13 protein-coding genes are annotated in these 12,007 nt (G+C 53.6%); 11 read left to right on the top strand and 2 right to left on the bottom strand.

Annotation, left to right across the window (positions count from 1 at the left end; genetic code table 11):
- Nucleotides 1-19: 19 nt before the first annotated feature.
- From iolE to iolB, 6 genes are read left to right on the top strand one after another with little or no spacing between them, the layout of a single operon-like run.
- Nucleotides 20-937: a myo-inosose-2 dehydratase gene (gene iolE, locus ACTHPM_RS08940; protein ID WP_440395391.1), complete on the top strand. Its 918-nt coding sequence runs from the start codon at nt 20-22 to the stop codon at nt 935-937.
- A gap of 40 nt (nt 938-977) precedes the next feature.
- Entirely contained in the window at nt 978-1,982 is a 1,005-nt protein-coding gene (gene iolC / locus ACTHPM_RS08935; protein ID WP_440394826.1) for a 5-dehydro-2-deoxygluconokinase, read from the top strand.
- Nucleotides 1,983-2,030: 48 nt separating this feature from the next.
- Nucleotides 2,031-3,476 (top strand): CoA-acylating methylmalonate-semialdehyde dehydrogenase, encoded by a 1,446-nt coding sequence (locus tag ACTHPM_RS08930; RefSeq protein WP_440394825.1) that lies wholly within the window; start codon nt 2,031-2,033, stop codon nt 3,474-3,476.
- A gap of 46 nt (nt 3,477-3,522) precedes the next feature.
- Complete coding sequence (gene fba / locus ACTHPM_RS08925) at nt 3,523-4,410, top strand: class II fructose-1,6-bisphosphate aldolase (RefSeq protein WP_440394824.1); 888 nt, start codon at nt 3,523-3,525, stop codon at nt 4,408-4,410.
- Nucleotides 4,398-5,444 carry an inositol 2-dehydrogenase gene (iolG, locus tag ACTHPM_RS08920; protein ID WP_440394823.1) on the top strand — a complete coding sequence of 349 codons (1,047 nt, stop codon included), beginning with the start codon at nt 4,398-4,400 and terminating at the stop codon, nt 5,442-5,444. The genes fba and iolG overlap by 13 nt, the downstream gene beginning before the upstream one ends.
- A 27-nt stretch (nt 5,445-5,471) precedes the next feature.
- Nucleotides 5,472-6,281, top strand: coding sequence for a 5-deoxy-glucuronate isomerase (gene iolB, locus ACTHPM_RS08915; protein ID WP_440394822.1), 810 nt, complete (start codon nt 5,472-5,474; stop codon nt 6,279-6,281).
- 131 nt (nt 6,282-6,412) lie between these two features.
- Here iolB and ACTHPM_RS08910 read toward each other — a convergent pair whose 3' ends face one another.
- Nucleotides 6,413-7,003 (bottom strand): thymidine kinase, encoded by a 591-nt coding sequence (locus ACTHPM_RS08910; protein WP_440395390.1) that lies wholly within the window; start codon nt 7,001-7,003, stop codon nt 6,413-6,415.
- Nucleotides 7,004-7,189: 186 nt separating this feature from the next.
- On the opposite strand from ACTHPM_RS08910, the gene ACTHPM_RS08905 reads away from it, so the two are divergent.
- Together ACTHPM_RS08905 and ACTHPM_RS08900 are read left to right on the top strand one after the other, a co-directional pair.
- Nucleotides 7,190-7,402 (top strand): hypothetical protein, encoded by a 213-nt coding sequence (locus ACTHPM_RS08905; protein WP_440394821.1) that lies wholly within the window; start codon nt 7,190-7,192, stop codon nt 7,400-7,402.
- A 182-nt stretch (nt 7,403-7,584) separates the two neighbouring features.
- Nucleotides 7,585-7,839 carry a hypothetical protein gene (locus ACTHPM_RS08900; RefSeq protein WP_440394820.1) on the top strand — a complete coding sequence of 85 codons (255 nt, stop codon included), beginning with the start codon at nt 7,585-7,587 and terminating at the stop codon, nt 7,837-7,839.
- A gap of 67 nt (nt 7,840-7,906) precedes the next feature.
- On the opposite strand, the gene ACTHPM_RS08895 is transcribed toward ACTHPM_RS08900, so the two are convergent.
- Entirely contained in the window at nt 7,907-8,185 is a 279-nt protein-coding gene (locus ACTHPM_RS08895) for a DUF2627 domain-containing protein (RefSeq protein WP_440394819.1), read from the bottom strand.
- 205 nt (nt 8,186-8,390) lie between these two features.
- Between ACTHPM_RS08895 and lpdA the strand changes: the two genes are divergently transcribed.
- The 3 genes from lpdA to ACTHPM_RS08880 all read left to right on the top strand — a co-directional run bounded on the left by lpdA (nt 8,391) and on the right by ACTHPM_RS08880 (nt 11,998).
- Nucleotides 8,391-9,812, top strand: coding sequence for a dihydrolipoyl dehydrogenase (gene lpdA, locus ACTHPM_RS08890; protein ID WP_440394818.1), 1,422 nt, complete (start codon nt 8,391-8,393; stop codon nt 9,810-9,812).
- 168 nt (nt 9,813-9,980) lie between these two features.
- Nucleotides 9,981-11,021: a thiamine pyrophosphate-dependent dehydrogenase E1 component subunit alpha gene (locus ACTHPM_RS08885; RefSeq protein ID WP_440394817.1), complete on the top strand. Its 1,041-nt coding sequence runs from the start codon at nt 9,981-9,983 to the stop codon at nt 11,019-11,021.
- The gene (locus ACTHPM_RS08880; protein ID WP_440394816.1) at nt 11,012-11,998 is read left to right on the top strand and encodes an alpha-ketoacid dehydrogenase subunit beta; all 987 of its coding nucleotides are present in this window, start codon (nt 11,012-11,014) and stop codon (nt 11,996-11,998) included. The genes ACTHPM_RS08885 and ACTHPM_RS08880 overlap by 10 nt, the downstream gene beginning before the upstream one ends.
- The last annotated feature ends 9 nt before the right edge of the window (nt 11,999-12,007 follow it).

The raw sequence follows: 12,007 nt of genomic DNA, 5'->3' as shown, positions 1-12,007 counted from the left end.
GGACAGACAAATGGGGAATCTGAGGACACTGCCTTTTCGCCTGGGAATTCATCCTATTAACTGGGTCGGCGAGGATGTACGGGAGCATGGAGATCATACCACCTTCGAGCAGATTGTGGATGACATCCAAGCGTTAGGGCTGACAGGCACCGAAATGGGACGCAAGTTTCCGAAGGAACCGAGCCTGTTAAAATCTGAACTGTCCAATCGGGGAATCCGGCTTGTATCCCAGTGGAAGTCCGTCTTGTTCACGGATTCCGCCTGGCGCGACTCGGAACTGGAACATTACCGTAAACACGCGGAATTTCTCCGTGATTTGGGGAGCACCGTCATCAGTACCTGCGAAATTGGAGGGTCGCTTCATTTTGATCCCAGAAGAACGCCCGTCGAAAAGGAAGTCCAGCGGCTGGATGAACGGGGATGGGAGCAGCTTGCGGATGGATTGAATCAAGCAGGGGCAATAGCTCTCCAGCATGGTCTTAAGCTGACATACCATCATCATGGCGGAACGGTCATCGAATCGCCTGAAGAGGTTGACCGTCTGATGGAGATGACAGATCCGTCGCTGGTCTACCTGTTGTTCGATACCGGTCATGCCTATTACGGCGGAGGAGACCCGCTGGCCATGCTTAGAAAACACCGGGACCGGATTGCTTACGTCCATTTAAAGGATATTCGCGAGGCGATTCTGGAGGAAGCTCGCAAGGAAGGCTCTGATTTCGTTACCTGCATCCGTAAAGGCGTTTTTACGGTTCCTGGAGACGGCTGCATCGATTTTGAGCCGATATTCAGGGAACTGCTGGACATGAATTACTCCGGCTGGGCCATGCTTGAAGGAGAACAGGATCCTGCGGTTCATCCGGCTCGCGAATATGCTGCCAAATCTATGGAATATATTGGGAACGTGATCGACAGGATCTATCAGACTCATACATGAAGGCGACTTGTAATTTCGCTGGAAAGAAGGTTGTGAAGCTATGACTTATCTGTCTTTTCATGCCGACAAACCGCTTGATTTCGTGGCGATCGGACGCCTCTGCGTCGATTTGAACGCGAATGAGATTAACCGTCCGATGGAAGAGACCGTTACATTTACCAAGTATGTCGGCGGGTCTCCGGCTAACATCACCATAGGAATGTCGAGACTGGGCAAGAGATGCGCCTTTGTCGGCAAAGTCTCAGACGATCAAATGGGACGCTTTATCGTCCAGTACTTGGAACGCAATGGCATCGGTACCTCGAATGTGGTTACCGACCGGACCGGAGCCGTCACGGGTCTCGCTTTTACTGAAATTAAAAGCCCGACGGATTGCAGCATTCTCATGTACCGCGACCATGCGGCTGATCTGAATCTGCAGCCGGGCGAAGTCCGTGAAGAGCTGATCGCCCAAGCGAAAATGCTCCTGATCTCCGGTACGGCGCTTGCGAAGAGCCCTTCGCGCGAAGCCGTATTCCAGGCCCTGCATTATGCCAAAAAACATGGAGTGGTCATTGCTTTTGATATCGATTACAGGCCTTATACATGGACCTCCGCGGAAGAGACGGCCGTCTACTACAACCTGGCCGCGGAGAAATGTGATGTGATCATCGGCACCCGTGAGGAGTTTGATATCATGGAGCGTTTTGAGGACAACCCGGCTCACCTGGACCAGATTACGGCAGGCAAATGGTTTGATTATTCCGCTCAGATCGTCATTATCAAACATGGCAAGGAAGGCTCCATCGCCTATGCGAGGGATGGCAGCGAGCATAGGGCAAGAAGCTTTCCGGCAAACGTCGTGAAGACCTTTGGAGCCGGCGACGCTTATGCAGCGGGATTTCTATACGGCATGCTGCAGGGATGGACGATCGGGAACAGCATGGAACATGGAAGCGCAGCGGCGAGCATCGTCATTTCCAGCCACAGCTGCTCGGACGCAATGCCGACCGCAGAGCAGGTGCAGCGCTTTATCGAGCAGTCCAAGCGCGAAGAAGTAAAATGAACCGATTCATTGAAAGCGCATGAATGGCAGGAAAGGAGAAACATGACAATGACAAATAGATTAGGAAATTGGATTGGCGGTGAATGGGTCGATTCTGCGGCCACGGCCACTGAACCCGTATACAACCCGGCGACAGAGGAGGTATTGGCTCTCGTCCCGCTCTCCACGAAGGAGGATGTGGATAGGGCCGTCACTACTGCTAAAGCCGCGTTTCCGAGCTGGAGCCGAACGCCGGTACCCAAGCGGGCCAGGATTTTATTTAAATACCAGCAATTGTTGATCGATCATTGGGAGGAACTTGCCGAAATCGTCACCCGGGAGAACGGGAAAAGCACAGGAGAGGCCTATGGTGAGGTCCTGCGCGGTATCGAATGCGTTGAATTCGCGGCTGGCGCTCCATCGCTAATGATGGGCAAACAAATTCCCGATATCGCATCGAATCTGGAATCGGGCATGTACCGTTATCCGGTGGGTGTCATTGGAGGGATCACGCCATTTAATTTTCCGATGATGGTGCCCTGCTGGATGTTTCCGCTGGCGGTTGCCTGCGGCAACACCTTCGTGCTGAAGCCTTCTGAACGGACACCGCTTCTGGCAGGGCGCCTGGCAGAGCTGTTTAAGCAAGCCGGCCTGCCGGACGGGGTGCTGAACATCGTCCATGGCGCGCGCGAAGTCGTCAACGGTTTGCTGGAGCATCCGGACATTAAGGCGATATCCTTTGTCGGTTCCCAGCCCGTCGCCGAATACGTTTATAAGACGGCAACGGCCCATGGCAAACGGGTACAGGCGCTTGCAGGAGCCAAGAACCACTCCATCGTTCTCCCCGACGCGAACCTCGATTTGGCAGTCAAGGAGATCGTGAATGCCGCTTTTGGTTCGGCAGGCGAGCGCTGTATGGCCTGTTCCGTGGTCGTGGCGGTCGGCGGGGTCGGCGATGAACTGGTAGAGCGGCTGAAGGCCGCAGCCGATCTTCTTACGATTGGTAACGGGAAAGATGAAGGCGTATTCCTCGGTCCGGTCATTCGGGGTCCTCATAAGGAGCGGACGTTATCGTATATCGAAATCGGTGAGAAGGAAGGGGCGCGGATGATCCGCGACGGACGTGAGGATCAGGAGGCTTGCGGGACGGGGTATTTTGTCGGGCCGACGATATTCGACCAGGTGCAGCGGAACATGGTCATCTGGAAGGATGAAATTTTTGCCCCTGTCCTGTCCGTTATGCGCGCTGAATCGCTGGAGGAGGCGATCGAAATCGCGAATGCCTCCGAATTTGCTAATGGCGCTTGCTTGTTTACGCAGAACGGGAGCAGCGTCAAACAGTTCCGCGATGAAATCGATTCGGGCATGCTGGGGATCAATTTAGGTGTTCCAGCCCCGATGGCGTTCTTCCCTTTCTCGGGCTGGAAGAAATCGTTTTATGGCGATTTGCATGCCAACGGAACGGATGGCGTGGAATTTTACACCCGGAAGAAAATGGTCACTTCCCGTTGGTGAATGATTGTAAACCCACTTGAATCAACCGACGGGTAGGAGGACGAATATGGCACTGGTATCAATGAAGGAAATGCTGTCGGATGCTTTGGCAGGCGGATATGCCATAGGTCAATTTAATCTGGTCAATCTCGAATTTACCGAGGCTATTCTTACGGCAGCCCAGGAATCGGAGTCCCCGGTTATCCTGGGGGTCAGCGAAGCATACATTCCTTTTATGGGGGGCTTGCCCTGTATTGCGGGGATCGTACGGAGTTTGATGGAATATGACCGAATCACCGTGCCCGTCGCTCTGCATTTGGATCATGGATCCACGGATGAAATCTGCGGACTTGCCTTGAAAGCGGGCTTTACGTCGGTCATGATCGATGCATCCCATGCCCCGCTGGAGCAGAATATCGAGATCACGAAATCGGTCGTTAAGGCTGCCCATGCGCGAGGGGCAACAGTTGAAGCAGAGCTCGGGCGCATTACCGGAAGGGAAGACGATCTGGTCATTGAAGACAAAGACGGACAATATGCAGTTCCGGCGGAATGTCTCCGGCTTGCCCGGGAGACCGGGATCGATTGCCTGGCGCCGGCCCTCGGATCGGTGCATGGGCCATACCGTGGGCAGCCCCGGCTCGGTTTTGAGAGAATGGCTGAGATCCGGGATTTGACGGGCCTGCCGCTCGTGCTTCACGGAGGCAGCGGACTGCCTGAAAATGAAATTGTGCAGGCGATCAAGCTGGGCACCAGTAAAATAAATGTAAACACCGATAATCAGGCGGCATTTACGGAGGCGGTCCGCCGGTACCTGGAAGAACATCCCCGCACTTATGATCCGCGGGAATATCTCATACCGGCCAAGAAAGCGATCAAGGAGTCCGTCCAATTAAAAATGAACCTCTTCGGAAGTTCAGGTAAAGCAGGAGGAAGCAAGCGGTGGGAAAAGTAAAAGTCGGTATTATCGGAGCGGGCCGAATCGGCAAGATTCATGCCGATCATCTGATGAAAATGAACGAGGTAGAGGTCGTTGCCATGAGCGATTTATTTTGCGGCCCGGAACTGCAGGCGTGGTGCTCCGCGAGGAACATTGAACGGATTTACGCGAACAGCGACGACTTGATTGGAAGCCCGGACATCGATGCGGTATTCATTTGTTCATCGACGGATACGCATGTTCCATTAATCGAGCAGGCGGCACAAGCTGGTAAGCATGTATTTTGCGAAAAGCCGGTAAGCATGGATTTGGCTTCGACCGGCCGAGCGCTTGAGGCGGTCCGTCAGGCGGGCATCCATCTGCAGGTCGGCTTTAACCGCCGCTTCGATCATAATTTCATGCGTTTGAGGGAGCATGTCCAGAACGGCACCATCGGCGATCCGCATGTCATCAAAATCACTTCACGCGATCCCAGTCCGCCGCATCCGGACTATGTTAAAGTATCGGGCGGCATATTCATGGACATGATGATTCATGATTTTGACATGGCCCGGTTCATCTCGGGCAGCGAGATCGAAGAGGTGTATGCCACCGGAAACGTGCTCATCAATCAGCTGTTCAGCCAATACGGCGATGTCGACACAGCAATCGTCACGCTTCGCTTCGCAAACGGTGCGCTGGGCGTGATCGATAACAGCCGGCAGGCGGTATACGGCTATGACCAGAGGGTTGAAGTGTTTGGATCCCAGGGAAATGCATCCGTCACAAATGATTATCCGAACACCGTGGTGATCAGTACGGCCGAAGGGGTCACGCGCGATAAACCGCTTCATTTTTTCCTTGAGCGGTATGAACAGGCTTACCGGGATGAGGTACATGCATTTATCGAATCGATATTGAACCAAACGCCGCTGTCCGTTAACGGGAACGACGGCCTTCAAGCGGAGCGGGCCGCACTTGCGGCCAAATGGTCATTGCATTATGGAAGACCGGTACGGATCGACGAAATTCATCCATTAAGCGAATCAGCGGGCATTTCAGCGAATTGAACCCGCAGGGGGAAAGGAGAGAGGCCAATGTCAAAGCTGATCGTGCATCCGGCAGCCCGTCCCGATGAAGACGGGGTCGTTCTCTCGGTCACACCGGAAACGGCCGGATGGACATATGTGGGCTTTCAGGTGGTGAAGTTAGCGGAAGGTCAGACATTCAGCAGAACAACGGGGGATCAGGAGTTATGCCTGGTCTTGATTCAAGGCCGAGCCGATGTCACAACGAGTCAAAAGCAATGGCTTGGGATCGGGGAGCGCATGAACGTTTTCGAACAGCTGCCGCCATATGCCGTATATGTGCCGAATGACGACAGGGTTGAGGTATTGGCGTTGACGCCGCTGGAATTCGCGGTCTGCGCCGCGCCCGGACATGGAGGGCATGAAGCCCGTCTGATCGAACCCGGAGATGTCGGGACGGAAGTCAGGGGATATGGCTCGCTCGAACGAAAGATACACAACATTCTGCCGGAGACCGAATCCGCGGACAGCCTGCTTGTCGTGGAAGTGTTCACCCCCGCGGGCCACTGGTCCAGCTATCCCCCTCACAAACATGACCGCGACGCGCTGCCTGACGAATCGCTGCTGGAAGAGACTTATTACTTCCGGGTTCAGCCCGAGCAGGGCTTCGCGATGCAGAGGGTATACACGGATGACCGGAGTCTTGATGAGACGCTGATCGTAGGGGACGGCCAGACGGTGCTGGTTCCGAAGGGGTATCACCCCGTATCTGCTCCGCCCGGTTATGACGTATATTATTTGAACGTGATGGCGGGCCCGAAACGGGTATGGAAATTTCACAACGACCCGGACCATGCATGGATCATGAATCCGAAGTAATCAAGCATGCTTCCGGGCGTGAAATGCGAATGCACCGCGGTTCGTCTACCAAAAAGCCCCCTTTCCTGAGAAGGAAGGGGGCTTTAACGTATGCCATGAAAAAGAACAGTCTAGAAATCAATCCCCGGCTGTTATTGAACTTTGTGGGGAGGTACGAAGCAGTTCCGGCAGCGTGGTTCGTAATCATCCGAATCGCCGATCAGAATGATCGAACCATGCGGTGCGGGCTTGCCGTTCACGATCCGCTGCGTAAAGACAGCCTCGGGGCTTCCGCAAACCGCGCAGAAAGCAGTGAGCTGCTGAATGTCATCGGCCATCGCCAGCAGTCCGCCGATAAAGCCGAACTCCTTGCCCCGGTAATCAAGGTTGAGCCCGTCGACGATCACATGCTTGCCGCAATATGCCAGCTCCTCAACCAGGCCGAGGATCGGTTTGTTGAAGAACTGCACCTCATCAAAGGCAACGACATCCGCATCGGCTGTTTCCTGGATGATTCGGGAGACAAGCTCGTCGGTAAGATGCTTCGGGATAGAGATGGCCGGGAGCCTGTAGCCGATCCGGCTTACAATTTCGTCCTTTGCATAACGCTGATCCTCCGCCGGTTTGTAAGCAATAAGCTTTTTCCGTCCATACTGAACCAGCTTCTGGCATCTGCGGATCAGTTCTCCTGATTTTTCACTAAACATGGGTCCCGTAATTACGGTAATCCGTCCTCTGTTCACTTTCATGCTCCTTTCCCACTTGAAGCAGGTCTTTCACAGGTTAAAATATCACGAAAAAATGCGACTTTTATAGAGTACCATAATCCGTTAGGGGTGGCTATAGACTTTTGCGGACTGGCGCATGCGGGGCGGAAAGTGGTAAGGTTAGGGGTGAAAAGCTCATGCGAATGACGGAGGAATGGATGAATGATCGAAAAAATAGAGCAGTACCAAACGAGAATTTCCGGCTTGGCGAAGGAGCTTGAACAGGCGCCGGGGGCAGAGGCATTGCTGAATGAAATGCTGGAAGACCTTCAGGCCGCTATCCAGCAGAATCATACACTGCGCCGGACGATCCTGAAGAGCTCTACTAAGGAATCGAGGATGTCCACGAAGCTGCGGGACGCTCTGTACGAATAAAGGTTCATGAAGCAATTTTTGGAGATGGATACACCATTTTCGTCCTCCTGCTATATGCTGTAAAAGGAGTTCAACACATAAGGCGGGGTGATGGGGTGGGCCGTTCCAGAAAAAAGACGCAGCGTTATGATAAAATTCCTCCCAGGAGGAAGCCGCTTCGGACTTCGGTCACCTCCAAGGAGTTGAGTCCGCAGCAAATTGCGGTTGTGGGGGCGCTTCTTTCTGGTTTCTTTGTCGTGGAATCGGTACTATATAATCGAAACAACGAGCTTAAGGTGATCCTGACGAGTGTATCGTTGACCGAGCAGCCAGTGCTCGGCAATAAGGAAAGGGAAGAAGAAGAGGATATTCCGCTGGATGTTATTGCTAGTGAATCGGATTTTAATACGCCTGTAACGACGCTTTCGACATTGTCGAATTTTGCTCGTAAAAATTAAAAAACCCCATCGCATCTACTGTGCGGCGGGGTCTTGCTGCTTTTATGAGGTTGGCTGTGCGGGCGGCTTAGGCCTTGCGTTTCTCCTTGAACCGGGGTCCGACATAATTGCGTTTGCGGTCGCGATAAAGAATCCAGCCGCCAAGAAAGCTCATGCCGATCAGGAACATCAGCAAACCCAGCAGAAAGTGGCTCCAACCGAACGACGGGTTAGCTACGCTCGCGTCCCCGTGAACGGAATAGAAGGCAAATACGGCGTCCTTCATAAATAAAAATCCGGTCATCGCCATGAGTCCCGGCACAACAAGAATCAGAATGGCAATGAACCTAGAGATCATTAACTTCATGTTGAAAATCCCTTCCCGTCGTTCTTTTTTGCATATTCCTATCATAACGTTTTCATGATCTTCTGTCCATTTCAACAGCCAATCCGTTTTGTAATGAACGAAAAAGAGAGTACAATATAAAAGATAAAAGAGGCACCATACATAATCGCATATGGACCCGATCAATGAACCTTATAAAAATTTAAATACATGTGGGGGATGAAACATGACAATTACTTGTGACGTGGCCGTGCTTGGAGGCGGTACGGGAGGATACGTGGCGGCAATCCGGGCGGCACAGCTCGGCAAACAGGTTGTAATCATTGAAGCGGACAAGCTGGGGGGCACCTGCCTTCACCGCGGTTGTATCCCGAGCAAATCGCTGCTGCGGAGCGCCGAGGTATACGCGGACATCCGCGAAAGCGAAAGCTACGGCATTGAGACTCAAGGGGCGACGCTGGTTTTCTCCAAAGTGCAGAACCGCAAATCGGCGATCGTCGATCAGCTGCATCAAGGGGTGCAGTATTTGATGCGCAAAAATAAGATTCAAGTTCTTCAGGGCAAAGGGCGGGTAACCGGTCCTTCGATCTTTTCCCCGAAAAGCGGAGCCGTGGCCGTGGAACTGGCGGATGGCGAAATGGAAACGGTCGTGCCGACGAACCTGATCATCGCCACAGGATCCCGTCCGCGTACGCTGCCGGGACTCGAACCGGATGGGCGGTACATTATGACCAGCGATGAAGCGCTTGGCATGGACGAGCTGCCGGAATCGATCATTATTGTCGGCGGCGGCGTCATCGGAGTGGAATGGGCATCCATGCTGAATGATTTTGGCGTGGAGGTGACCCTTGTCGAAACCGCGGAGCAGCTGCTTCCCGCCGAAGACGAGGAGGTCGCGCGCGAGCTGCAGAAGCTTCTCGCCAAACGGGGTGTCAAGGTGCATACCGGCAGCACGGTCAAGACGGATACGTACCAGGCGGCGGATGGCCGCGTGAGCATTGAACTTCAGAAGGGGGAGCAAACCGAGACCTTGACGGCCTCCTCAATTCTCGTGTCGGTCGGACGCCAAGCCAACGTGGAAAATATCGGGCTCGAAAACACGGATGTGCGGGTAGAAAAGGGCTTTATTGCAGTCAACAAGCACCTGCAAACCGGTGAAGCCCATATTTATGCGATCGGAGATGTCATCGGGGGGCTTCAGCTCGCGCACGCCGCGAGCCATGAAGGCATAGCGGCAGTCAATCATCTGGCCGGTGAAGCCGTTCATCCTATTCCGTCGCATATGATCCCGCGCTGCGTCTATACGAGACCGGAAGTGGCCAGCGTCGGACTGACGGAAAAAGAAGCGCGTCAAGCGGGCATGGAGGTTAAGGTTGGAAAGTTCCCTTTCCAGGCGATCGGCAAGGCATTGGTGCATGGAAGCAAGGATGGTTTTGTCAAGGTTGTAGCTGATGCTAAGAGCAATGACATTATTGGTGTGCAAATGATCGGTGCGCATGTCACGGATTTGATCAGCGAGGCGGCGTTAGCCCAGGTGCTAGACGCTACGCCTTGGGAGGTTGGACAGATGGTTCATCCGCATCCGACGCTCGCTGAAATCGTCGGTGAAGCCATGCTGGCTGTGGACGGACTCTCCATCGGGATGTAAGCGGAAGAAGATCGATTCAAGACAACGAGCTGGTAGAAAAGTTTGAATACCTCCTTTTCTTTTTGATGCGGAAAGGATTATAATAAGGTTAACCCAAGTCTTAGTACCAGGTTATAATAGCAGGATAAGAATTTGGTCGAAGGCTTTATTAATAAGGAGGTACCTCGCATGAATGAACAAGGTACTGTTGGAACAGGACATGAACATGAGCAGCTTGGACTCAGCAACGGACAAGTGATCGACATGTATAGATATATGCTGCTCGCACGCAAATTCGATGAACGTAATTTGCTGCTTCAGCGCGCAGGCAAAATCAACTTCCACGTTTCAGGCGTCGGCCAGGAGACCGCCCAGGTCGCTGCTGCGTTCGCTTTGGACCGGGAAAAGGATTACTTTCTGCCATATTATCGCGACTATGGATTTGTATTAACCGTGGGCATGAGCGTGCGGGAGCTGATGCTTTCTGCCTTTGCGAAGGCGGAGGACCCGAACAGTGGCGGACGTCAAATGCCGGGGCACTTCGGCTCCAAAAGACTGCGCATTGTGACCGGCTCCAGCCCGGTAACCACACAGGTGCCGCATGCGGTAGGCGTTGCGCTTGCCGCCAAGATGAGAAAGCAGGAGCTCGTTTCTTTCGTGACTTTTGGCGAAGGCTCCAGCAACCAGGGCGATTTCCATGAAGGCTGCAATTTTGCCGGCGTGCATAAGCTTCCTGTCATTATCATGTGCGAGAATAACCAGTATGCGATTTCGGTACCAATACACAAGCAGATCGCAGGCAAGGTGAGCGACCGTGCGCTGGGCTACGGGTTCCCCGGGATCCGGGTAGACGGCAATGATGCACTCGCCGTATACCGAGCCGTCAAGGAAGCCCGCGAACGCGCGATCCGCGGCGAAGGGCCTACGTTGATCGAAGCGATGATGTACCGCCTGTCTCCGCATTCCACTTCCGACAATGATCTGGCATACCGGACCAAAGAAGAAGTCGAGGAGAACTGGAAGAAGGATGGCATTGCACGCTTTAAGGCTTATCTGATGAACTGCGGAATCTGGGATGAGGCCAAAGACGCGGATATGCTTGAGCAAATCTCGCTGGAAATCAAGGATGCGACCGAGTATGCGGATAACGCACCTTTTCCAAAGCCGGAGGACACCATGCTGCATGTCTACGCGGAGGATCGTATGAAGGGGGAAGCCACATGGCAGTAATGGAATATATCGATGCAATCCGTCTGGCCATCAAGGAAGAGATGGAAAAAGACGAGTCCGTATTCGTACTCGGCGAGGATGTCGGCGTGAAGGGCGGCGTGTTCACGACGACCAAAGGTCTTCTTGAGCAATTTGGGGAAGAACGCGTAATGGATACGCCGCTCGCGGAATCCGCGATTGCCGGCGTTGCCATCGGGGCTGCGATGGTCGGCATGAAACCGATCGCCGAAATGCAGTATTCCGACTTCATGCTGCCTGCGACCAATCAGATCATCAGCGAAGCGGCTAAAATCCGTTACCGCTCGAATAACGACTGGAGCTGTCCGATTGTTGTCAGAGCACCGATCGGCGGCGGGATTTTCGGCGGACTGTACCATTCGCAATGTCCGGAATCGATCTTCTTCGGTACGCCCGGTCTGAAAATCGTCGCTCCATTCACTGCTTACGATGCCAAGGGGCTGCTGAAAGCAGCGGTCCAGGATCCGGATCCGGTGCTCTTTTTCGAAAATAAGAAATGTTACAAAATGATACAGGGCGATGTACCGCTGGACGATTACACCGTCCCGATCGGCGAGGCCAATCTGCTGCGCGAAGGCGCGGATATTACGGTGATCGGCTACAGCATGCCGCTTCACTTCTGCTTGCAGGCTGCCGAAGAGCTGGAGAAGGAAGAGGGCATTACCTCGCATATCCTTGATCTGCGCACGCTGCAGCCGCTTGACCGCGATAGCATCATTGAAGCCGTCCGCAAAACCGGCAAGGTTCTGATCGTTCATGAGGACAACAAAACCGGCGGCGTTGGCGCCGAAGTGGCTGCGATCATTTCCGAGGAATGCCTGTTTGACCTGGATGCGCCGATCATGCGCTGCTGCAGCCCGGATGTGCCTGCCATGCCGATCAGCCCGCCGATGGAGAAATTCTACATGCTGAGCAAGGATAAAGTGAAAGAAGCCATGCGTACATTGGCAATCTACTAGGGAAGCTTA

The organism is Paenibacillus sp. SAFN-054, from assembly GCF_051966755.1.
Classification (GTDB): Bacteria; Bacillota; Bacilli; order Paenibacillales; family Paenibacillaceae; genus Paenibacillus_AQ.
Note: the sequence above shows the minus strand (reverse complement) of the source record. Positions and strands in the feature narration are given on the sequence as shown.